The following is a 21,453-nucleotide window of genomic DNA, read 5'->3' as shown; positions in this document are numbered from 1 at the left end:
CCCATATTTCATGCCTGTTTAGACGCGGCAGCTTTAAAAAACTGACGAAATAAATAAAGTTATTTTCTTATTCATTGTTTTATAAAGATTAAAAATTCAAAAGGCCGTCTGAAACACCATGCTTGATTGGGTTTCAGACGGCCTTTAATGATGAACGCGGTCAATCAATCCGCTTGTTTACACAATTCGACAATTTCTGCGCCGTATTTGTCGATTTTCTCCTCATTCATGCCGTGGATTTCCGCCAACTCCGCCAAATCTTGCGGCCGTCGGGCGGCAATCGCGCGCAGGGTAACTTTGCTGCATATCTGATAGGCTTCGAGGCCTTCATGGCGGGCAGTATCGATGTTCCACTGAAGCAGACGGCGCATCAAACGGCGTTTGCGTTTATCCTCTTCGCTCAGGCCGTCTGAAAACGGGCGGCAGATGTTTAAAATGCCCTCGCCGTATTGCTCGATACGTTTTTCGCCGAGTTTATACACGCCTAAAAGGTCGATGGGTTCGGCAGGCGTATTGGTCAGCAAATCGTCCATGCTTTCGTTGGAGAATACCGTTCCCAGCGTCACTTGATCGGCACTTGCCTGCTGCTCGCGCCAAGTTTCCAAAACCTGTTTTAAGGCCTGTTCGCGCTCGCCCAAGCTGTGGATAACTTGTATATTATCTGTGGAAACTGTACCGGCTTCGGCCGTTTCGCAAACGTCGAGTATCTCCAAACCGAATTTATTGATTTTCGCCTCACCCAGGCCGTAGATTTGATGTAAATCTTCCAAACTTCGGGGCATTTTTTCGACAATATCGCGCAGGGTTTTGTCGCCGCAAACCACATAGGCCGGTACTTCCTCCGCCTGGGCGCGTTGTTGACGCCATTGGCGCAATGCCTGCCACAAACGCTCTTCGCGCTCGGTGCGCAACCAATCGTCTTTCGGCTTTTGGGTGGCCGTTTTTTCGCGGCGCAGGGGACGCAACATGACTTCGGTTTCGCCCTTGAGGACTTTTTTGGCCGCTTCGGTCAGCTGCAAGGCTTGATGCTGCTCGACGTTGACGGTGAGATAGCCCAAGCTGATGCACTGGCGGATGACACTGCGCCATTCCTTGTCAGTCTGTTCGCTGCCGATGCCGAATGTGGATAACTTGTCATGGCCGTTGCGCAGTATCCAATCGTCGCTTTTACCGCGTAAAAGGTTGGTGATGTAACCGGCGGCAAAGCGTTGTCCGGCGCGGTACACGCAGCTGAGTAATTTTTGCACCAACACCGTGCCGTCAAACCGCACGGGCGGATGCAGGCAGTTGTCGCAATGGCCGCAGGGTTCGGATTCTTCGCCGAAATGTTTGAGCAGCAGTACGCGGCGGCAGGCGGCGGTTTCGCAGACGGAAAGCATGGCATCGAGTTTTTGCATTTCGATTTGCTTTTGCACCTCGTCGCTGTTGCCTTCGGCAATCCGTTCGCGCAGCAACACCCAATCGTTCAAGCCGTAACACAGCCAGCTCACGGCAGGCAGACCGTCCCGGCCGGCGCGCCCCGATTCCTGATAGAAATGTTCGACACTTTGGGGCATATCGAGATGGGCGACAAAGCGCACGTCGGGTTTGTCTATGCCCATGCCGAACGCCACGGTCGCCACCACGATAATATTGTCTTCATGCGTAAAGCGGCGTTGGTTTTCCTCGCGCACGTCCATGCTCAAACCGGCATGATACGGAATCGCCTCCAAGCCATTTTCACACAAAAACTGCGCCACATCCTCGACTTTTTTGCGACTTAAACAATACACAATGCCGCTTTGCCCATGCATCTGCTTGCGGATGAAATCCAGTAATTGTTTTTTACCATTATTTTTTTCGATAACCTGATAATAAATATTCGGGCGGTCAAAGCTGGAAATAAATTCGGGCGCATTGTCCAAGTGTAGATAATGCTTGATGTCGGCGCGCGTGGCCGCATCGGCGGTAGCGGTCAGGGCGATGCGCGGGACGTTCGGATAGCGTTCGGCAAGCATGCCGAGCTGTTGATATTCGGGGCGGAAATCGTGTCCCCATTGGCTGACGCAATGCGCCTCATCAATGGCAAACAGGCTGACGGTTTGTTGGTCGAGAAAACGCAAAAAGCGGTCGGTAACCAAGCGTTCTGGTGCGACATAAAGCAGTTTCAGACGGCCTTGGGCAAGCTTGTCGGCAATCTCGCGCGCCTCATCTGCCGATGTGCTGCTGTTGACTGCCGCCGCTTCAATCCCGGCCACATGCAGGCTGGCTACTTGGTCGTTCATCAGCGCAATCAGCGGCGATACGACAACCGCCACGCCTTCGCGCATCAGCGCCGGAATCTGGTAACACAAAGACTTGCCCCCGCCCGTCGGCATCAGCACCATCAAACTCTCGCCGCCGGCCAAAGCATTGACGATAGCCTCCTGCTTGCCACGAAATTCGGGATAACCGAATACTTCGTGCAAAATCTGTTTGGAGGTCGGCTGAAGCATAATGGTTCCGTAGAATAGGGGAAAGCGTTATTTTAACGGTTTTACACCCGCGTATGTGCGGAACATTTTGCCGCCGCTTTTTCAGACGGCCTGAAATTCAACTCTATTAAAGTTATTTAATTTTAAATAAAGATTTATTTTGTTTTAAATGAAATGCACAAAGGCCGTCTGAATCCTAATCTTCGGATTTCAGACGGCCTTTCAAAAATAAAATCTTTAGGCTTTTTTGACGAACTCAGATTTCAAGTTCATCGCGCTGCCATCGATTTTGCAACCGATATTGTGGTCGCCCTCTTGCAGGCGGATGCCTTTGACTTTGGTGCCTTGCTTGATGACCATAGAGCTGCCTTTGACTTTCAGATCTTTAATCAAGACAACCGTATCACCATCTTGCAATACCGCGCCGTTGGCATCTTTGACTTCCAAGGCATCATCGCTTGCAGCCGCAGCATCGGCCTCGTTCCACTCATGGGCGCACTCAGGGCAAACGTATTGGGCACCGTCTTCGTAAGTGTATTCGGAGTGGCATTTCGGGCAGGAAGGTAGGGACATGAGGTTTCCTTATAAATATGATAAAAGAAGCGTAAAACGCAAATAATACAATGTCTAAATTATTGATTCGCCTTGCTGCCGCCTACGCCGTAAACGGCATTCCAAGCCGCGTCCAACATTTGGCCGGCTTGTTGCAGCTTGGCATTTTGCTGCTCTTTCTGAGCCAAAGCCGTCTGAATTTCGCCTTTCAAACGGTCAATATCGGATTGTGCGGCCTGCAAACGGCGCTGCGCGCTTTCCAAATCACTTTGCAGGGAAATGATTTTGCTGTCGTTGCTGTTTTGCTCATGCAAAGCGGCACGGTAAACCGATTGGACGGACAGCAAACGGTCTTCCGCCTCACCGGCATACGCGGCAGCGGCGGATAACATCATCAGGGCAAGTAAGGTTTTTTTCATGGGTTTTCCTTTAAAGTTGTTTGATTTGTAAAGTAAAGCGCAGAGCCGATTTTTCCGCCGCCAAGTTTACATAATATGCTTGTTGGTCTTTGTTCTTGATGGCTTATTTTATCCAATCCGGACATTCAGGCTGCCGATAAAAGTTAATTCAATCGGCAGTTGTAACAGGCAGGCGGCTATTATTTTCTCATATTCTCCGCCTTATTCCATTATTTTCTGGTTTTATTATAAAAGGCCGTCTGAAAAATTTTCAGACGGCCTTTTTGAGTTTCACAATGATGGCTCTGCCTCTCGTCAAAAAGCTTTCCTGTATTTTTAAATTACAGTCATATTTAAATATGTAAATATGATTTATTTATTGTAAAATTTATCCTTTAGTCATGCCGGAGCATATGGTGTTGCGGCTGTCTGCATCTTTTTTAATTCTTCTTCCATGAGAACCCTATGATGAAAAGCAACCATCTCGCCTATGCCGTTTTGGCAGCCCTACTATCTATCCAAACCCTGCCGGCTTCTGCAGCCAAATCTGATACTGCTTCTGCCGTCGAGGCATCCGGGCAAGAAGCGCAACAAGCCTCAGACTCTATCGCAAACTACGTTGACGACCAGATCGTCCAAGGCCCAGCAACCGTTGATTTGGGCAATCAGGCCAAACTGAAACTACCTGCAAAAATGGTCTTTGTGAAAAAAAATCGCGCCAATGCCATGATGAGAGAAGCAGGCAACGCTACAGATCCCAACCGCTACGGCCTGATTCTCCCCGAGTCGGAAAACGAGGACGGTGATACTAATTGGATGGTAGACCTAACCTTTACCGATTCCGGCTATATCAAAGACGATGATGCCAAAGAATGGGATGTTGAGGCCATGCTCGAGCAGCTGAAAGAAGGTACCGAGGAACAAAATAAAGAGCGTGCCTCCCGCAACCTGCCGGAATTGGAAACACGCGGCTGGGTAGAAAAACCGCAATATGATGCAAAGACCCATCGTCTGATTTGGTCGATTGACGTTCTGAATAAAAACGAACCCGATCCCAATCCTGCCATCAACTACAATACTTTCCAGCTGGGACGCGAAGGCTATATTGAATTGACTATGATCACCGATTTGAAAAGCATAGATCAATACAAACCTATTGTGCAAGAATTGTTGGGCAATATCGAATTCAATGAAGGCAAGCGCTACAGCGATTTCAATGCGGCAACCGACAAAGTGGCCGAATACGGACTGGCTGCCTTGGTTGGCGGTATCGCTGCAAAAAAACTGGGATTATTAGCTTTGGCCGGCGCATTACTGGCTAAATTCGGCAAACTGATTATTTTTGGTGCTGTTGCAGCAGGTGCATTGTTTAAAGGCCTATGGCGCAAAAAAGATAAAAACAAACCGAGCGAAGAAGAATAAATAAATCCTGTTCAAAATAAAAAGGCCGTCTGAAAACTTGGCATTCCCAGTTTTCAGACGGCCTTTTATCATTCATGCCTTACGAACGGATCCGTTTCAACACTTCTTCTTTGCCGATCAAAGCCAATACGGCATCGACGCTTGGGGTTTTCGCCGTACCACAGACTGCGAGGCGCAAAGGCATACCGAGTTTGCCCATTTTGATGCCTTCTTCGTCGCAGAAAGGTTTGAAGAGGTCGTGGATGGCTTCGGCGGTCCAGTCTTCCAGCCCTTCGAGGCGTTCAGCAAAGCGCAGCATACGGGCGGCGGCTTCGTCGTCCCAGTGTTTCTGCATGTCTGCTTCGGCCGGCGTTTGTTTGACGTAGAAGTAGAGGCACTCGTCGGCAAGCGTGTTCAGGTCTTGGGCACGGTCTTTGACCAATGCCAACACGTCTTCCAAAGCAGGCTTGCTTGTTTCATGGATATCGCGCAGGGCGAGGCGCGGTTTCACCATTTCGGCCAGTTTTTCGTTGGCGGTGATTTTGATGTGTTCGCCGTTGATCCAGTAGAGTTTTTTCAAGTCCATACGGCTTGGAGACGGGGAAACGTCTTTCAAATCAAACCATTCGATGAATTGTTCCATTGTGAAGAATTCATCGTCGCCATGCGCCCAGCCTAAACGTGCCAGATAGTTGAGCATGGCTTCGGGCAGGATACCCATCGCGCCGAAATCGGTAATGGCAACGGTATCGCCGCTGCGTTTGGAGATTTTTTTGCCTTGTTCGTTAAGAATCATGGGCAGGTGGCCGTATTCGGGCAGATTTGCACCGATGGCTTTTAAGATGTTGATTTGTTTCGGGGTGTTGTTCACATGGTCGTCACCACGGATAACGTGGGTAATGCCCATGTCGTAGTCGTCCACGACAACGCAGAAATTGTAGGTCGGCGTGCCGTCGGCGCGGGCGATAATCAGGTCGTCGAGTGCTTCGTTGGGGATGGAGATTTCACCTTTGACCAAATCCGTCCATTTCGTAACGCCGTCCAAAGGCGTTTTGAAGCGGACGACGGGTTGAACGTCGGCAGGGATTTCGGGCAGAGTTTTGCCTTCTTCCGGACGCCAACGGCGATCGTACGTCGCCGTGCCTTCTTTTTCTGCTTTCTCGCGCATGGCTTCCAGCTCTTCTTTGCTGCAATAGCAGTAGTAGGCATGGCCTTTTTCTAAAAGTTCGGCGATGACTTCTTTATAGCGGTCGAAACGGCGGGTTTGGTACACGACGTTGTCGGCGTTGTCGTAGTTCAGGCCGACCCATTTCATGCCGTCGAGGATGATGTTGACGGATTCGGCAGTAGAGCGCGCCAAGTCGGTATCTTCGATACGCAATAGGAACTCGCCTTTATGATGGCGGGCAAACGCCCATGAAAACAAGGCGGTGCGTACGCCGCCGATGTGCAGGTAGCCGGTGGGGCTGGGGGCGAAACGGGTTTTGACGGTCATGATGGCTCCAAAGTCTTTTAAAACAGGTATTTTACTTTTTCGGCAAAGTTTAAACAATGTACGGCCGTCTGAAAATAATGTCAGCGCAGAAGGACCGTCTGGGAACTTTTCTACTGAAAACAAGACAAATGATAATTATTTCTTTGAAAGTATCCGCTCATGAACAAACGCGCTTTATTTACCGCCCTCGCCCTCCTGCCCCTTTTTGCCCAAGCCGAAATCAAAACTATCAAAGACGTATTGGGACGCGAAGTCAAAGTCGATGTCCCTGTCAAACGCGCGGTTTTGGCGTTTTACTATCCCGACTATATCGCGGTAACGGGCGCGGACAAATTTAAAAACGTCATCGGCATTTCGCGTGAGTTTTGGGAGAAATTCAATCCCGGCAGCTGGGCGATGTTCAAACAGAAGCTGCCTACGCTGCAAAACATTGCGGACATCGGCAACATCAGCACCGGCACGTTTTCACTGGAGAAAACGCTCGCGCTCAAGCCGGACGTATTGATTCTGGCCGACTGGCAGTATAAGGCCATCGCCACCCATCTGCCGCGCATTAAAGCGGCAGGCATACCCGTCGTCGTGGTCGATTTCAACGCCGAAACCGTCGCGCGGCACACGCGCAGTGCGGAAATTTTCGGCGAACTCAACGGTACGCAGGCGCGCGCCCAAAAAATTGCCGCCGAATACGCCCGAGGCATTGCCGACATCCAAAAACGCGTCGCGCGCGCCAAGCAGTCCAAACCGAAAATCTATATCGAGTTCGGCGACAAAGGCCCGTCCGCATACAGCTATACCTTCGGCAAAGATATGTGGGGCGCGATTGCCGACACAGCAGGCGGCAACAATATCGCCGCGCCTTACGTTAAAAACTGGGGACCGATAAACCCTGAAAAATTCCTGACGGCCAAACCCGACGTCATCGTCATTTCGGGGACGGAAAACGGCCATAAAGACAAGCCTGGCATTATGGCGATGGGCATAGGCATCAGCCAGGCTGATGCGCAACGCCGCCTGGCCGGATTTGTCAAACGCAAAGGCTGGGCAGACATTCCTGCCGTCAAAAACAAACGCGTTTACGGCATCTACCACACCGCCTCCCGCTCGCTCACCGATTTGGCCAGCGCGCAATTTATCGCCAAAACTCTGTATCCGCAGCAGTTTGCCGACATAGACCCAAACAAGACCTATCTGGACTTCTACCGCAAATACCTGCCTGTCGTGCCGGACGGTACGTTTTACATCCGATTGAAATAGCGGCTGCAAAAATCATAAGCTCAGGCCGTCTGAATATGTATGCTATACTAATAAGTCTTTATTATGTATAATTATTATTCTTTTTATTTAATATATTGGACAAGATATGATTGAACAAAACCAAATCGGCCATCAGCAGGCTCCGATTGTAAGCGTCAAAGAATGGTTGATAACAAACTTGATTTTGATGATTCCGCTAGTCAATATAGTTATGACGCTTGTATGGGCATTCAGCTCAAACACCAATCCGAATAAAGCCAATTATTTCAAGGCTGCCTTGATTCTGTTTGTCATCTATCTGGTACTGGCTGTAGCTGTAGTCATTTTTGGCAGTGCAGCTGCAAATCAATATCAATAAGTAAGCATACATTTAGGCCGTCTGAAACCTAAAAGGATTCAGATGGCCTTTTACATGGATTACCGAAGGCTCAACCACCTATCCAATTCCAAACCGCATCGCTCCATTTGCCGATACGGTAGAGAAACAAAGAATAGCTCTCCTGCATCAGAAACTTGGCTTTCTTGCTGCGCTCGTCAAAGCGCGTGGTCGGAGTGGCGGAGAACTGCGCGTCTGACAAGCCCAAATCGGCGGCCATTTCTTCGGCACGCGCCAAATGATACGGGTCGCTAACAACGATAATGCTGCCGACTCCGTTGGCGTGCATGATGGGGACGATATTGCGCAGGTTTTCGTAAGTGTTGCGCGACGTGTTTTCAAACAGGATATTGTGCGCCGGTATGCCCTGCTTGAGCGCGTATCGGCGCCCCACTTCGGCTTCGGTCATAAATCCTTTTTTGGGCGTACCGCCGGTAAAAATGATTTTGCCGACCCGATGGCTTTGGTAGAGCGTGATGGCATGGTTGATACGCTCACGGAATACCGGCGACGGGCGTTTGTCCCACGCCGCCGCACCCAACACCACCGCCGCATCGGCATGAGCCTCCTTCGGCAAGGTTTGCAAACCTGTCCGGTAAATCTGCCATGTGCCGGTCAAAAAAATACCGCACACCAGCAAAACGCTCAAAGCAAGGCCGCGAAACAGGTAATATCGCAGGCCATTGCGGCTTTTAAGCAGGGAAATCATCTTCAGACGGCCTTCTCCAACCCCGTCAGCCGAGTAGGGCGGCAATGTTTTCCAACGGACGGCCGATGGCTGCGCGCGTAGGCGTTACCAGAACGGGACGCTCGAGCAGGGCAGGGTGTTCGGCGATTGCCTGAAGCAGGGCGGCATTGTCCAAATCGGGATTGTCCAAACCCAATTCTTTGTACAAATCATCTTTCGTGCGCATCATGCCGCGCACCGATTCGATGCCGAGTTTGGCAAACATATCCTGCAAAGTCGCCAAATCGGGCGCGGTATCCAGATATTTGACCACGTCGGCGGCAACGCCTTTTTCTTCGAGCAAAGCCAGCGCGGCACGCGATTTGCTGCAACGCGGGTTGTGATAAAGTGTGAATTCAGACGGCATGAAAATCTCCGTATTATTGCAAAATCATTCAATGATGGCGGTTATTATCGTCTGCAACTGATTTTTACTCAAACTTTTTACTTGATATCTTGATATGAATCGGTAGGCATACCCACCAAACCGTTTTACAATAAACACTATTTCGATTGGCAACCTCAAGGATACAACCATGAAAGCCTTAACCGCCCTTCTCTTGTCCGCTGCCGTTTTTACCGCTGCGCCGGCCTTTGCCGCCGACGAAACAGCAGGTTGGCAGGACAACAAACCGCAAAGCCTGGAGTCACTCAAAGCCCCCGTGCGCGTGGTTAACCTTTGGGCAACCTGGTGCGGCCCCTGCCGTAAAGAAATGCCCGCCATGTCGGCATGGTACAAAGCGCAGAAAAAAGGCAGCGTCGATATGGTCGGCATCGCGCTGGATACGACCGACAACATCGGCAAGTTCCTGAAACAAACGCCGGTCAGCTACCCGATTTGGCGTTACACCGGCGCCAACAGCCGCAACTTCATGAAAGCCCACGGCAACAATGTCGGCGTATTGCCCTTCACAGTCGTCGAAGCGCCGAAATGCGGCTACAAACAAACCATCACCGGCGAAGTCAACGAAAAAAGCCTGACCGCCGCCGTGAATTTGGCCAAAACCAAATGTAAATAAAACAGCGGATAGGGTGCTTAACCTACGCTGATACTGAGGCCGTCTGAAACCCAATCGTTCAGACGGCCTTTTTTCAAACCATACTTTGTGTTGCAAACCGGCAGTGTATCCACAGGCAGAACCGGGGTTTCACTATCAAAAAGCAGCCGAAATATTTATAATCTGTGAATAACCCCATTTTTTCAGACGGCATGTTGCCCTATCGATGACGCCGGCCGTCTGAATCCCTATTTTCAGGAAAACCCATGATCCGTTTCGAACAAGTTTCCAAAACCTATCCCGGCGGTTTCGAAGCCCTGAAAAATGTCAGTTTCCAGATTAACAAAGGTGAGATGATTTTTATCGCCGGCCATTCGGGTTCGGGCAAATCCACCATTTTGAAGCTGATTTCAGGCATTACCAAGCCCACCAAAGGCAAGGTTTGGTTTAACAATCAAGACCTCGGCACCTTGAGCGACAATCAGATCGGCTTTATGCGCCAACATATCGGCATTGTCTTCCAAGACCACAAAATCCTCTACGACCGCAATGTCTTGCAAAACGTTATCCTGCCTTTGCGGATTAGTGGCTATCAGCCGCGCAAAGCTGAAGAGCGCGCGCGTATTGCGATTGAGAAAGTCGGCTTGAAAGGCCGCGAAAACGATATGCCCATCACTTTGTCCGGCGGCGAACAACAACGTTTGTGCATCGCGCGTGCAGTGGTTCACCAACCCAGCCTGCTGATTGCCGACGAGCCGTCCGCCAGCCTCGACCGCGCCTATGCGCTGGATATTATGGAATTGTTCAAAACCTTCCATGAAGCAGGCACGACCGTGATTGTTGCGGCGCACGATGAAACGCTGATGGCGGATTACGGCCACCGCGTCTTGCGCCTGCAGAAAGGACGCCTCGCATGAGCATGATTCACTACATCTCGTTACACGTCGAATCGGCGCGCGCCGCGCTCAAAGAGCTTCTGCGCCAACCCATCGGCACACTGCTGACCCTGCTCATGCTTGCCGTTGCCATGACCTTGCCGCTGTTCATGTATTTGGGCATCCAAAGCGGACAAAGCGTGTTGGGCAAACTCAACGAGTCGCCGCAGATTACGGTTTATATGGACACCGATGCGGCAAGTTCTGATGCCGATACGGTGAAAAATCTGCTCCAACGCGACAGCCGTATCGATAAAGTCCGCTTTATCAGCAAGCAGGAAGGTTTGGAAGAATTGCAAACCAATCTCGACCAAAACCTCGTTTCCATGCTCGATGGCAACCCGTTGCCCGACGTCTTTATCGTTACGCCCGACCCTGCCACTTCTCCGGATCAGATGCAGGCCATCTATAAAGACATTACCAAACTGCCGCGTGTCGAATCGGCAACCATGGATACCGAATGGGTACAAACCCTTTATCGTATCAACGAATTTATCCGCAAGATTTTATGGTTCCTCTCGCTGACTTTGGGCATGGCCTTTGTCTTGGTGGCACACAACACCATCCGCCTGCAAATCCTCAGCCGCAAGGAAGAGTTGGAGATCACCAAGCTGTTGGGTGCTCCTGCTTCCTTCATCCGCCGCCCTTTCCTTTATCAGGCAATGTGGCAGAGTATTTTCTCCGCCGCCGTCAGCCTGGGCTTGTCGGCCTGGCTGCTGGCCGAAGTACGGCCGCTGGTGGACGCGATTTTCAAACCCTACGGTCTGAACATCGGCTGGCGTTTCTTCACATTTAGCGAAGTGTCGCTGGTATTCGGCTTCGTCATCGCGCTGGGCGTATTCGGCGCATGGCTGGCCACCACGCAACACCTCTTAGGCTTCAAAGCCAAAAAATAAGCCTTGGCAAACAGGCCGTCTGAACCATTCAGACGGCCTGAAATCTTATCCTTTCGCAACTTAAACAAACCTTGTGAAAATTTAATACTGCCACATCTAACAGCAAGGTCATAATCCCTTATAATTGATGGTTTATTATCCATCTCATTTCATTTGTGCGGCATAAGCCGTATAGACAAATAACGAAAGACATCCTGTGGACAAACTCAAAATCTCTGCCAACGGCCCCCTCAACGGCGAAATCATCGTATCCGGCGCGAAAAACGCCGCCCTGCCGCTGATGTGTGCCGGTCTGCTGACTTCTGGCACTTTACGCTTGAAAAACGTACCCATGCTCGCCGACGTCAAAACCACCCAAAAACTGCTGCAAGGCATGGGCGCACGCGTTTTGACCGACAACATCTCCGAATTTGAAATCAACGGCGGCACCGTCAACAACACCTGCGCACCTTATGAGCTGGTAAAAACCATGCGCGCATCCATCTTGGTTTTAGGCCCGACCCTCGCCCGCTTCGGCGAAGCCCAAGTCAGCCTGCCCGGCGGTTGCGCCATCGGTTCGCGTCCGGTTGACCAACACCTCAAAGGCCTCGAAACCATGGGTGCGGAAATCACCATCGAACACGGTTACGTCAAAGCCAAAGGCCGTCTGAAAGGCACGCGTGTCACCATGGACGTCGTGACCGTAGGCGGTACCGAAAACCTGCTGATGGCGGCCACGCTCGCCGAAGGCACCACCATCCTCGAAAACTGCGCCATCGAGCCCGAAGTCGTCGATTTGGCCGAATGCCTCGTCAAAATGGGCGCAAAAATCAGCGGCATCGGTACAGCAACCATGACCATCGAAGGCGTAAAAGAGCTGCACGGCTGCGAACACAGCGTCGTTCCCGACCGTATCGAAGCCGGTACCTTCCTCTGCGCCGTCGCCATGACCGGCGGCAAAGTTGTCCTGCGCAATGCCGCACCGAAAACCATGGAAGTTGTGTTAAACAAACTGACAGAAGCCGGCGCCATCATCGAAGCAGGCGACAACTGGATTTCCATCGACATGCAACAACGCCCCAAAGCCGTGGACATCCGTACCGTCGTCCACCCAGGCTTCCCAACCGACATGCAGGCGCAGTTTATGGCCATGAACGCCATTGCCGAAGGCAGCAGCCGCGTGGTGGAAACCATTTTTGAAAACCGCTTCATGCACGTTCCTGAACTCAACCGCATGGGCGCAGACATCACCACCGAAGGCAACACCGCCTACATCAAAGGAGTAGAAAAACTCTCCGGCGCCGTCGTGATGGCAACCGACCTGCGCGCCTCTGCCAGCCTCGTCATGGCAGGCTTGGTCGCAGAAGGCGAAACCATCGTCGAACGCATCTACCACCTCGACCGCGGCTATGAATACATCGAGAAAAAACTTGGCGGCGTAGGCGCAAAAATCGAACGCGTACACGGTTGATCCCATACGCAGCCGATAAATAAAAGGCCGTCTGAAACACCGGCAATCGGGTTTCAGACGGCCTTTGCGTATTGTTTTGCGGTATAATTCCCGACATCTTTATCCATTGTTTTTAAAAGCACAAACCATGACACGCAAAATCCTTGTCACTTCCGCGCTGCCGTATGCCAACGGCAGCATCCACCTCGGCCACATGGTCGAACACATCCAAACCGACGTTTGGGTACGTTTCCAAAAACTGCGCGGCCACGAATGCTACTACTGCTGCGCCGACGACACCCACGGCACGCCCGTGATGCTTGCCGCGCAAAAACAAGGCATTGCGCCTGAAGATATGATCGCCAAAGTGCGCGAAGAGCACCTCGCCGACTTTACCGGCTTCAACATCGGCTACGACAATTATTACAGCACCCATTCCCCTGAAAACAAACAGTTTTCCCAAGACATTTACCGCGCGCTGAAAGCCAACGGCAAGATTGAGAGCCGCGTCATCGAGCAGCTTTTCGACCCCGAAAAACAAATGTTCCTGCCCGACCGCTTTGTCAAAGGCGAATGCCCGAAATGCCACGCCCAAGACCAATACGGCGACAACTGCGAAGTCTGCGGCACGACCTATTCCCCGACCGAACTGATCAACCCGTATTCCGCCGTATCCGGTGCCAAACCCGAATTGCGCGAATCCGAACACTTCTTCTTCAAACTGGGCGAATGCGCCGACTTCCTCAAAGCATGGACTTCCGGCAACAACCCGCACGACGGCAAGCCCCATCTGCAAGCCGAAGCCCTCAACAAAATGAAAGAATGGCTGGGCGAAGGCGAAGAAACCACCCTGTCCGACTGGGACATCTCCCGCGACGCGCCGTATTTCGGTTTCGAAATCCCCGACGCGCCGGGCAAATATTTCTACGTCTGGCTGGACGCGCCCGTCGGCTACATGGCGTCGTTTAAAAACCTGTGCGACCGCATCGGCGTCGATTTCGACGAATACTTCAAAGCCGACAGCCAAACCGAGATGTACCACTTCATCGGCAAAGACATCCTCTATTTCCACGCCCTGTTCTGGCCTGCCATGCTGCATTTCTCCGGCCACCGCGCCCCGACCGGAGTGTACGCACACGGCTTTTTGACTGTGGACGGACAAAAAATGTCCAAATCGCGCGGCACCTTCATCACCGCCAAATCCTATTTGGAACAAGGCCTGAACCCCGAGTGGATGCGCTACTACATCGCCGCCAAACTCAACAGTAAAATCGAAGACATCGATTTGAACCTGCAAGACTTTATCAGCCGCGTCAACAGCGACCTCGTCGGCAAATACGTCAACATCGCCGCCCGCGCGTCAGGTTTCATCGCCAAACGCTTTGAAGGCCGTCTGAAAGACGTTGCCGACAGCGCATTGCTGGCAAAATTGACTGCGCAAAGCGAAGCTATTGCCGAATGCTACGAAAGCCGCGAATACGCCAAAGCCCTGCGCGACATCATGGCATTGGCGGACATTGTCAACGAATACGTTGATGCCAACAAACCTTGGGAACTGGCGAAACAAGAAGGCCAAGACGCACGCCTGCACGAAGTATGCAGCGAGCTCATCAACGCCTTTACCATGTTGACCGCCTACCTCGCCCCCGTATTGCCGAAAGTGGCCGAAAATGCCGCCAAATTCCTGAATTTGGAAGCCATCACTTGGGCAAATACCCGCGAAACCTTGGGCGAACACGCCATCAACAAATACGAACACCTCATGCAACGAGTGGAGCAAAAACAAGTGGACGATTTAATCGAAGCCAACAAACAAAGCATCGCCGCCGCAGCCGCGCCTGCCGCCGAAGAGAGCAAATACGAAAAAGTCGCCGAACAGGCCAGCTTCGACGACTTTATGAAAATCGACATGCGCGTCGCCAAAGTATTGAACTGCGAAGCTGTCGAAGGCAGCACCAAACTCCTGAAATTCGACCTCGATTTCGGTTTTGAAAAACGCATCATCTTCTCCGGCATCGCCGCGTCTTACCCAAATCCTGCCGAATTGAACGGCCGCATGGTCATCGCCGTCGCCAACTTCGCCCCGCGCAAAATGGCAAAATTCGGCGTATCCGAAGGCATGATCCTCTCCGCCGCCACGGCAGAGGGCAAACTGAAGCTCCTCGACGTTGACGCAGGCGCACAGCCCGGGGATAAAGTGGGCTAAGGCTTATATCAAATCTTAAGGAGAAACCATGTTAAACCTTTCCGCTCCTGTACTTAAAGAAATCGAATTGCTTAATGATGCAGGTTTATCGGTTGGCGCTATTATTACAGTGTTGCGTCTGAAGTTTCCGGTAGAACTCCATGATCGGGAGGACAAACAAATTGAAGAAGCCGTGCTTCTCATGATCAATCCGCCACGAAAAGCACCTTCTCTTTCCCGCTAAGGTAGCGATACCGATTGAAAGGTAAATTTGGTTATGCTTCAACAAAAGGCCGTCTGAAACTTTCAGACGGCCTTTTTATTTATCCAAACGCTTATTTCCGTTAAAACTTTATTTCAATAATTCATCGGTAACGCGTTGCAGAAATTCGATACGCTCGGGTTTGGCTTTGCCTGATTCGGCAGCGGCTTTGACGGCGCAGCCGGGTTCGGCGCGGTGGGTGCAGTTATGGAAACGGCATTGGCCGATAAGGTGGCGCAGGTCGGGGAAGTATTGCAATAAATCGGCGGCTTGGAGATGGTGCAGGCCGAATTCTTGCAGGCCGGGGGAATCGATGAGTCGGGTTTCTGCGTTTAAATCGTATAGTTGGGCGTGGGTGGTGGTGTGTTTGCCGGAGTCGAGCGCAGTGGAAATGTCGCCGGTTCGGGCGGCTTGGTTGCCGAGTAGGGCGTTGGTCAGGGTGGACTTGCCCATGCCGCTTTGTCCGAGCAGGATGTTGGTTTGCCCTTCTAATATGGGACGCAGGATGTCGGCATTTTCCAATGCGTTGGTTTCGACCACGGAGTAGCCGAGGGTTTCGTAGAATTTGAGTTTCTCGCGCCATTGGGCGGTTTCGGGGAGGTCGGCTTTGTTGAGGACGATAACGGCGTCGATGCCGGCCGCTTCGGCTGCGAGGAGGGCGCGTTGCAACAGGGCTTCGCTGGGTGAGGGGCTGGCGGCGGTTACGATGAGCAGTTGGGTAACGTTGGCGGCAATCAGTTTGGTTTTCCACGCGTCTTGGCGGTAGAGCAGGCTTTCGCGCGGGAGGTAGTCTTCAATCACGACTTGGTCGCCGTTGATGGGGCTGATGCGGACTTGGTCGCCGCAGGCGAAATCGACGCGTTTTTTACGGGTGGTGGCGTCATATGTTTGGCCGTCGGGGGTGCGGACGATATAGCGGCGGCCATAGCTGGTAATGATTTGGGCGGTATCGGTCATGATGGGGTTTATTGTTTGGAATGGTGTGATTGTACCGAAAGTCGGCTATGGCCGTCTGAAAACTTGTTTGCACCTTTTAACTTTCTTTGGCTTGGTTTTTTGGTGTTTCTGCCCTATATTTGCAATGTATTTGTTTTCAGGAGATTTTTTTATGGATTTCAGTCAGTTGCTCAATCAGGTTTTGGGTGCGGCTCAAAAAGGCGGCAAAGCGGTGGCGGACAGCCCGCTCAATTCTTTCGGCGGCGGTGCGCTGACGGGTGCTTTGGCATCGATGCTGTTGAAAAAGAAAAACACGAAGAAGCTGGTAAAGGCCGGCTCGGTCGCTGCTTTGGGTTTTCTGGCTTATAAAGGCTATCAAAACTGGAAACAAAACCGCCAGCAGGACGAATTACCGCAAAGTGCGTTCCAACCTGCCGGTCTGATTGGTGAAAACCACAGCCGTGTGATTTTACAAACAATGATTGCGGCGGCGGCTTCAGACGGCCTGATTGACGATGCGGAACGCGCGGCCATCGAGCGTGAAAGCGGCAGTGATGCGGAAACGGCGGCATGGTTGCAGGCAGAATATGCGCAACCGGCCTCCATCGAGCAAATTGCCGCTTCGGTCGGCAGCGACGAGGCTTTGGCAACCGAAACTTATTTGGCGGCCCGATTGGTCTGCGCGGACTTGTCGCGCAAGGAAATCGTGTTCCTGAGCCGTTTGTCCCAAGCTTTGAATTTGGACGACCAACTGGTCGAAAGTTTGGAAAAACAGCTCGAATTGGCTTAAGCTTGATTTAAAAGGCCGTCTGAAACCTGATTTCAGACGGCCTTTCGACTTAATTTCAGAGTAGAATAACCCTTTCGACATATTAAAGGCTGTCTGAACATGAACAAACTTTTTTCCACATTCAAAACGTTTTTAGCCGCTTCGTCCGTATTGGTATTGGCTGCCTGTCCGAGCGGCAACGCACCGCAATCCAAACCTTCTACGCAGGGTCAAAATACGGTTTCGCATACTGCACCCAAACCGAAAGCCACGGTTGCGCTGGCTTTGGGCGGCGGCGCGTCCAAAGGCTTTGCCCATATCGGGATTATTAAGGTTTTGAAAGAAAACAATATTCCGGTAAAAATCGTTACCGGTACATCCGCAGGCTCGATTGTCGGCAGTATGTACGCTTCGGGAATGTCGCCCGACCGCCTCGAATTGGAAGCAGAAATTTTGGGTAAAACCGATTTGGTAGATTTGACCTTGTCCACCAGCGGCTTCATCAAAGGCGAAAAACTGCAAAACTACATCAACCGCAAAGTCGGCAACCGTCCGATGCAGCAGTTCCCCATCAAATTTGCCGCCGTCGCGACCGATTTTGAAAGCGGCAAACCGGTGGTATTTAACGTAGGCAATGCCGGACAGGCCGTCCGCGCTTCTGCTTCGATTCCGAACGTGTTCCAGCCTGTCGTCATCGGCAACCGCAAATATGTAGACGGCGGCCTGTCGCAACCCGTACCGGTCAGCGCGGCGAAAAAAATGGGCGCAAACTTCATCATTGCCGTCGATATTTCCGCCCGTCCGGCCAAAAACGTCAGCCAAGGTATGTTCTCCTATCTTGACCAGACCTTCAACGTAATGAGTCAAACTGCGTTGCGCCAAGAATTGGGCCAAGCCAATGTGGTCATCAAACCGCAGGTTTTGGAGCTGGGTTCGGTTGGCGGTTTCGACCAAAAACAACGCGCCATCCAACTGGGCGAACAGGCCGCACGCGCCGCCCTGCCTGAAATCAAACGCAAACTGGCAACATATCAGTATTAAGTATCCGCCATTTGAACAGGCCGTCTGAAAGTATGTTTTTCAGACGGCCTTTCTTGTGCAAATCTGCTAAAATCACGCGTTTCCTACAAATCATAAAATCCTAAAAAAATGAATATCTTTTACGAAGAGTCCGGCCAATTCAAAGTTGCCTCCATCGTCCAAAAAAACGACGCCACCTACCAAGTCGATACCCAACACGGCAAACGCACCAAAGTGAAGGCAAACAATGTCTTTGCTGAGTTTGACGGCGATATGGCGGCATTTTTGGAGAACGCGCAGGCACAGGCGGCGGACATCGACACCGATTTATTGTGGGAAGTATGCGGCGAAGAGGAATTTACCGCCGAAGCCATCGCCGAAGAATATTATGGCCATGCGCCGACCAAAACCGAGCTGGCGGCGACTTTGATTGCACTCTACGCCGCGCCGATGTATTTCTACAAAAAAGCCAAAGGCGTGTTCAAAGCCGCGCCCGAAGAAACCTTAAAACAAGCGCTTGCCGCCATCGAACGCAAAAAACAGCAAGACGCACAAATCGACGCTTGGGCGGAAGCCTTGAAACGCGGCGAGATGCCGTCTGAAATCGCGGCGGATTTGAAAACCATCTTACACGCGCCCGACAAGCAGTCACTGACCTACAAAGCCTTTACCAAAGCCGCCGATGCATTGAAAACCTCGGCCTACGAACTGGCGAAAAAAACGGGCGGTATTACGTCCATTCCCCAATACCTGCAAGACGGGTTTGAAATCAAATATTTCCCAAAAGGAACAGGCTTCCCCGACCTTCCGCTTCCTGAAATGCCTGACTTGCCTAAGGCTGACGTTACCGCCTTTTCCATTGATGACGAATCGACCACCGAAGTCGATGACGCCTTGAGCCTGACCGACTTGGGCAATGGCATGAAACACGTCGGTATCCACATCGCTGCGCCGTCGCTTGCCATTAAACAAGGCGACAAAATGGAAAAAAACATCATGGAACGCTTAAGCACGGTTTATTTCCCCGGCGGCAAAATCACTATGTTGCCCGAAAACTGGATTGCCGCGTTCAGCCTTGATGCAGGCGCATACCGCCCTTCCATCAGCATTTATTTCGATGTAGATAGCGAGTTCAACGTCGGCGAGCCGACCTGCAAAATCGAAGCGGTCAACATCGCCGAAAACCTGCGCATTCAAACCATCGAGCCGCATTTCAACGCCGAAACTGGCTTGGACGAAGCAGGCGAAATGATGTTTGCCCACCATCAAGACCTGATTTGGTTCTATCAATTTGCCATCGCCTTACAAAAAGCGCGCGGCAAATACGAGCCCGACCGTGCGCCGCAATACGATTACAGCATCGAATTGGATGAGGAAGGCAACGTATCCGTTGTCCGCCGCGAACGCGGTTCGCCCATTGATACGCTGGTCAGCGAGATGATGATTCTTGCCAACAGCACTTGGGCACAAATGCTGGATGAAAACGAGCTGCCCGGCCTTTTCCGCGTCCAACCGGCAGGCAAAGTGCGCATGAGCACCAAATCCGAGCCGCACATCGGCATGGGCGTGCAGCATTACGGCTGGTTTACCTCGCCTCTGCGCCGCGCCGCCGACTACATCAACCAAAAGCAGCTGATCAGCCTGATCGACGACTCTGCCGAGCCACTGTATCAAAACAGCGATGCCGAGCTTTTCGCCGCGCTGCGCGACTTTGATGCCGCCTATACAGCCTACGCCGACTTCCAACGCCAAATGGAAGCCTACTGGAGCCTCGTCTATCTGCAGCAGCAAGGCACGAGCGAGCTGACGGCCACCATCCTCAAAGAAGACCTCGTCCGCATTGAAGGCCTGCCGCTGGTAACGCGCGCGACCGGTATTCCGTTTGACGCGCTGCCCAAATCGCAGGCATTGTTCAAAATCACTGAATTGGATGCCGAGAAGCAGTTTATCGCGCTCAACTATCAAAAAGCCGTTTTACCGGGTTGATAACGTTATTTCGTTTGAAAAAAGGCCGTCTGAACAAAGAAACAGAAATCTTTGATTTCGTTTTCATCCCTGTTCAGACGGCCTTCATCATCTAAAAATGCTACAATTCCCCCTTTCTGCCCATCATTTCAAACCATGAAAAAAAACGCCCCCCAATCCTTTGAAGAAGCCTTATCCCGCCTCGAAACCCTGACCCAGGCCATGCAAAGCAGCGAAATGCCGCTGGAAGACGCCCTGGCTGCCTATCAGGAAGGCAACGAATTGGTCAGATACTGCCAAACCAAATTGGCGGAAGTCGAGCAGAAACTGCAAGTCTTGGATGCCGGCGAACTGAAGGAGTTGAACCTTGAACCCGGCGAATGAACTCAAAACATGGCAACAAAAAGCCCAAGCGCAAACCGAATTGCTGCTGGCGCATTTCTTGCCGTCTGAAAGCCAAGTTCCGCACACGCTGCACGAAGCCATGCGTTACGTTACCCTCGGCGGCGGCAAACGGCTGCGTCCACTCTTGGTGCTTGCCGCGTCCGAATTGGGCGAAGCAAACCAAAATGCCGTCGAGCAGGCGATGGCGGCCATCGAAATGGTACACGTCTATTCGTTGGTTCACGACGATATGCCGGCGATGGACAACGACAGTCTGCGCCGCGGCAAACCGACCTGCCATGTGCAATACGATGAAGCAACCGCCCTTTTGGTCGGCGATGCGTTGCAAACCCAAGCCTTTGATGTACTGAGCCGTCCGACAGGCCTGCCTGCCGAACGTCAGCTTGCCATGTTGTCCACGCTGGCCCAGGCATCCGGCAGCCTCGGCATGGCGGGCGGACAAGCTATCGACCTTGCCAATGTCGGCAAAGCCATGAATCAGGCCGAATTGGAACAGATGCACAGCCTCAAAACCGGCGCACTCATCCGCGCGGCCGTGGCCTTAGGCGCACTTTCCTGCCCAGACTTAACACCGGCTCAAATCCAAACCTTAGACCGCTACGCCGCCAAATTAGGTTTGGCTTTCCAAGTGATCGACGATGTATTGGACTGCGAAGCCGATACCGCCACCTTGGGCAAAACCGCCGGCAAAGACTCGGACAACGACAAACCGACCTACGTCAAACTGATGGGCCTGCAGGCCGCGCGCACTTACGCAGAAACGCTGATTGCAGAAGCCGTTGCCCTGATCGAGCCATTCGGCGACAAAGCCCTGCGCCTGCGCCAACTGGCAAAGTTTGTTACCGCACGGAAAAACTAAACCCGTAAATAAATAAAGGCCGTCTGAAACCTGATTTTAGGTTTCAGACGGCCTTTTTAACAGCCTGTTTGGCTTTTGTACCAACCGAATGCGAAGCCTTTCAAAATACGGCTCAGAAATCCCCCGCAAACTGCGTTT

At 51.9% G+C, this 21,453-nt stretch carries 21 protein-coding genes; 14 read left to right on the top strand and 7 right to left on the bottom strand.

The features are described from left to right. Positions 1-164: 164 nt before the first annotated feature. From recQ to HMPREF2952_RS02390, 3 genes are all read right to left on the bottom strand, one after another. On the bottom strand, positions 165-2,474 hold the full coding sequence (gene recQ / locus HMPREF2952_RS02400; RefSeq protein WP_004519156.1) for a DNA helicase RecQ: 2,310 nt from the start codon (positions 2,472-2,474) through the stop codon (positions 165-167). A gap of 216 nt (positions 2,475-2,690) precedes the next feature. Further along, complete coding sequence (locus HMPREF2952_RS02395) at positions 2,691-3,026, bottom strand: zinc ribbon domain-containing protein YjdM (RefSeq protein WP_004519157.1); 336 nt, start codon at positions 3,024-3,026, stop codon at positions 2,691-2,693. 59 nt (positions 3,027-3,085) lie between these two features. Continuing rightward, positions 3,086-3,424: a hypothetical protein gene (locus HMPREF2952_RS02390; RefSeq protein ID WP_004519158.1), complete on the bottom strand. Its 339-nt coding sequence runs from the start codon at positions 3,422-3,424 to the stop codon at positions 3,086-3,088. Positions 3,425-3,868: 444 nt separating this feature from the next. On the opposite strand from HMPREF2952_RS02390, the gene HMPREF2952_RS02385 reads away from it, so the two are divergent. Then, positions 3,869-4,825 carry a DUF2167 domain-containing protein gene (locus HMPREF2952_RS02385; protein WP_004519160.1) on the top strand — a complete coding sequence of 319 codons (957 nt, stop codon included), beginning with the start codon at positions 3,869-3,871 and terminating at the stop codon, positions 4,823-4,825. A 79-nt stretch (positions 4,826-4,904) separates the two neighbouring features. Here the strand turns inward: HMPREF2952_RS02385 and gltX are convergent, their stop codons facing one another. After that, complete coding sequence (gene gltX, locus HMPREF2952_RS02380) at positions 4,905-6,299, bottom strand: glutamate--tRNA ligase (RefSeq protein ID WP_004519161.1); 1,395 nt, start codon at positions 6,297-6,299, stop codon at positions 4,905-4,907. A gap of 159 nt (positions 6,300-6,458) precedes the next feature. Here gltX and HMPREF2952_RS02375 point away from each other — a divergent pair, with 159 nt between their 5' ends. Beyond that, on the top strand, positions 6,459-7,553 hold the full coding sequence (locus tag HMPREF2952_RS02375) for an ABC transporter substrate-binding protein (protein ID WP_070695239.1): 1,095 nt from the start codon (positions 6,459-6,461) through the stop codon (positions 7,551-7,553). 106 nt (positions 7,554-7,659) lie between these two features. Beyond that, positions 7,660-7,911: a hypothetical protein gene (locus tag HMPREF2952_RS02370; protein ID WP_070695238.1), complete on the top strand. Its 252-nt coding sequence runs from the start codon at positions 7,660-7,662 to the stop codon at positions 7,909-7,911. Positions 7,912-7,981: 70 nt separating this feature from the next. Here the strand turns inward: HMPREF2952_RS02370 and HMPREF2952_RS02365 are convergent, their stop codons facing one another. Further along, positions 7,982-8,638, bottom strand: a complete 657-nt coding sequence (locus HMPREF2952_RS02365) for a YdcF family protein (protein ID WP_070695237.1) — start codon at positions 8,636-8,638, stop codon at positions 7,982-7,984. A 25-nt stretch (positions 8,639-8,663) separates the two neighbouring features. After that, the gene (gene arsC, locus HMPREF2952_RS02360) at positions 8,664-9,023 is read right to left on the bottom strand and encodes an arsenate reductase (glutaredoxin) (protein WP_004519164.1); all 360 of its coding nucleotides are present in this window, start codon (positions 9,021-9,023) and stop codon (positions 8,664-8,666) included. A 169-nt stretch (positions 9,024-9,192) separates the two neighbouring features. On the opposite strand from arsC, the gene HMPREF2952_RS02355 reads away from it, so the two are divergent. The 6 genes from HMPREF2952_RS02355 (at position 9,193) to HMPREF2952_RS02330 (ending at position 15,343) form a co-directional block, all read left to right on the top strand. Then, positions 9,193-9,675: a TlpA disulfide reductase family protein gene (locus HMPREF2952_RS02355; RefSeq protein ID WP_003747814.1), complete on the top strand. Its 483-nt coding sequence runs from the start codon at positions 9,193-9,195 to the stop codon at positions 9,673-9,675. Positions 9,676-9,920: 245 nt separating this feature from the next. Next, complete coding sequence (gene ftsE / locus HMPREF2952_RS02350; protein WP_003681151.1) at positions 9,921-10,571, top strand: cell division ATP-binding protein FtsE; 651 nt, start codon at positions 9,921-9,923, stop codon at positions 10,569-10,571. After that, positions 10,568-11,485 (top strand): permease-like cell division protein FtsX, encoded by a 918-nt coding sequence (gene ftsX, locus HMPREF2952_RS02345; RefSeq protein ID WP_003747810.1) that lies wholly within the window; start codon positions 10,568-10,570, stop codon positions 11,483-11,485. The genes ftsE and ftsX overlap by 4 nt, the downstream gene beginning before the upstream one ends. 196 nt (positions 11,486-11,681) lie before the next feature. Next, entirely contained in the window at positions 11,682-12,935 is a 1,254-nt protein-coding gene (gene murA / locus HMPREF2952_RS02340; protein ID WP_049335701.1) for a UDP-N-acetylglucosamine 1-carboxyvinyltransferase, read from the top strand. 127 nt (positions 12,936-13,062) lie between these two features. Beyond that, positions 13,063-15,120, top strand: coding sequence for a methionine--tRNA ligase (gene metG, locus HMPREF2952_RS02335; protein ID WP_049335699.1), 2,058 nt, complete (start codon positions 13,063-13,065; stop codon positions 15,118-15,120). Between the two features lie 28 nt (positions 15,121-15,148). Next, complete coding sequence (locus HMPREF2952_RS02330; protein WP_003747785.1) at positions 15,149-15,343, top strand: hypothetical protein; 195 nt, start codon at positions 15,149-15,151, stop codon at positions 15,341-15,343. Between the two features lie 108 nt (positions 15,344-15,451). Here the strand turns inward: HMPREF2952_RS02330 and rsgA are convergent, their stop codons facing one another. After that, the gene (gene rsgA / locus HMPREF2952_RS02325; RefSeq protein ID WP_004519172.1) at positions 15,452-16,318 is read right to left on the bottom strand and encodes a ribosome small subunit-dependent GTPase A; all 867 of its coding nucleotides are present in this window, start codon (positions 16,316-16,318) and stop codon (positions 15,452-15,454) included. Positions 16,319-16,469: 151 nt separating this feature from the next. On the opposite strand from rsgA, the gene HMPREF2952_RS02320 reads away from it, so the two are divergent. The 5 genes from HMPREF2952_RS02320 (at position 16,470) to HMPREF2952_RS02300 (ending at position 21,315) form a co-directional block, all read left to right on the top strand. Beyond that, positions 16,470-17,087, top strand: coding sequence for a tellurite resistance TerB family protein (locus tag HMPREF2952_RS02320; protein ID WP_049335840.1), 618 nt, complete (start codon positions 16,470-16,472; stop codon positions 17,085-17,087). A 99-nt stretch (positions 17,088-17,186) separates the two neighbouring features. Continuing rightward, the gene (locus HMPREF2952_RS02315) at positions 17,187-18,107 is read left to right on the top strand and encodes a patatin-like phospholipase family protein (protein ID WP_049335697.1); all 921 of its coding nucleotides are present in this window, start codon (positions 17,187-17,189) and stop codon (positions 18,105-18,107) included. A gap of 108 nt (positions 18,108-18,215) precedes the next feature. Continuing rightward, entirely contained in the window at positions 18,216-20,072 is a 1,857-nt protein-coding gene (locus HMPREF2952_RS02310; RefSeq protein WP_049335695.1) for a ribonuclease catalytic domain-containing protein, read from the top strand. A 135-nt stretch (positions 20,073-20,207) separates the two neighbouring features. After that, positions 20,208-20,435 (top strand): exodeoxyribonuclease VII small subunit, encoded by a 228-nt coding sequence (locus tag HMPREF2952_RS02305; protein ID WP_003681131.1) that lies wholly within the window; start codon positions 20,208-20,210, stop codon positions 20,433-20,435. Then, positions 20,419-21,315, top strand: a complete 897-nt coding sequence (locus HMPREF2952_RS02300; protein WP_004519176.1) for a polyprenyl synthetase family protein — start codon at positions 20,419-20,421, stop codon at positions 21,313-21,315. Before HMPREF2952_RS02305 ends, HMPREF2952_RS02300 begins: the two co-directional genes overlap by 17 nt. The last annotated feature ends 138 nt before the right edge of the window (positions 21,316-21,453 follow it).

This window comes from Neisseria sp. HMSC068C12 (genome assembly GCF_001814095.1).
GTDB classification, from domain to species: Bacteria; Pseudomonadota; Gammaproteobacteria; order Burkholderiales; family Neisseriaceae; genus Neisseria; species Neisseria perflava.
The sequence above is the reverse complement of the archived record's forward strand: the minus strand, read 5'-3'. Positions and strand labels throughout refer to the sequence as shown.

What these genes read in the sequence shown, in the direction of transcription:
- recQ (WP_004519156.1), bottom strand. Translation starts at nt 2,474, where the DNA reads ATGCTTCAGCCGACCTCCAAACAGATTTTGCACGAAGTATTCGGTTAT.
- HMPREF2952_RS02395 (WP_004519157.1), bottom strand. Translation starts at nt 3,026, where the DNA reads ATGTCCCTACCTTCCTGCCCGAAATGCCACTCCGAATACACTTACGAA.
- HMPREF2952_RS02390 (WP_004519158.1), bottom strand. Translation starts at nt 3,424, where the DNA reads ATGAAAAAAACCTTACTTGCCCTGATGATGTTATCCGCCGCTGCCGCG.
- HMPREF2952_RS02385 (WP_004519160.1), top strand. Translation starts at nt 3,869, where the DNA reads ATGATGAAAAGCAACCATCTCGCCTATGCCGTTTTGGCAGCCCTACTA.
- gltX (WP_004519161.1), bottom strand. Translation starts at nt 6,299, where the DNA reads ATGACCGTCAAAACCCGTTTCGCCCCCAGCCCCACCGGCTACCTGCAC.
- HMPREF2952_RS02375 (WP_070695239.1), top strand. Translation starts at nt 6,459, where the DNA reads ATGAACAAACGCGCTTTATTTACCGCCCTCGCCCTCCTGCCCCTTTTT.
- HMPREF2952_RS02370 (WP_070695238.1), top strand. Translation starts at nt 7,660, where the DNA reads ATGATTGAACAAAACCAAATCGGCCATCAGCAGGCTCCGATTGTAAGC.
- HMPREF2952_RS02365 (WP_070695237.1), bottom strand. Translation starts at nt 8,638, where the DNA reads ATGATTTCCCTGCTTAAAAGCCGCAATGGCCTGCGATATTACCTGTTT.
- arsC (WP_004519164.1), bottom strand. Translation starts at nt 9,023, where the DNA reads ATGCCGTCTGAATTCACACTTTATCACAACCCGCGTTGCAGCAAATCG.
- HMPREF2952_RS02355 (WP_003747814.1), top strand. Translation starts at nt 9,193, where the DNA reads ATGAAAGCCTTAACCGCCCTTCTCTTGTCCGCTGCCGTTTTTACCGCT.
- ftsE (WP_003681151.1), top strand. Translation starts at nt 9,921, where the DNA reads ATGATCCGTTTCGAACAAGTTTCCAAAACCTATCCCGGCGGTTTCGAA.
- ftsX (WP_003747810.1), top strand. Translation starts at nt 10,568, where the DNA reads ATGAGCATGATTCACTACATCTCGTTACACGTCGAATCGGCGCGCGCC.
- metG (WP_049335699.1), top strand. Translation starts at nt 13,063, where the DNA reads ATGACACGCAAAATCCTTGTCACTTCCGCGCTGCCGTATGCCAACGGC.
- HMPREF2952_RS02330 (WP_003747785.1), top strand. Translation starts at nt 15,149, where the DNA reads ATGTTAAACCTTTCCGCTCCTGTACTTAAAGAAATCGAATTGCTTAAT.
- rsgA (WP_004519172.1), bottom strand. Translation starts at nt 16,318, where the DNA reads ATGACCGATACCGCCCAAATCATTACCAGCTATGGCCGCCGCTATATC.
- HMPREF2952_RS02320 (WP_049335840.1), top strand. Translation starts at nt 16,470, where the DNA reads ATGGATTTCAGTCAGTTGCTCAATCAGGTTTTGGGTGCGGCTCAAAAA.
- HMPREF2952_RS02315 (WP_049335697.1), top strand. Translation starts at nt 17,187, where the DNA reads ATGAACAAACTTTTTTCCACATTCAAAACGTTTTTAGCCGCTTCGTCC.
- HMPREF2952_RS02310 (WP_049335695.1), top strand. Translation starts at nt 18,216, where the DNA reads ATGAATATCTTTTACGAAGAGTCCGGCCAATTCAAAGTTGCCTCCATC.
- HMPREF2952_RS02305 (WP_003681131.1), top strand. Translation starts at nt 20,208, where the DNA reads ATGAAAAAAAACGCCCCCCAATCCTTTGAAGAAGCCTTATCCCGCCTC.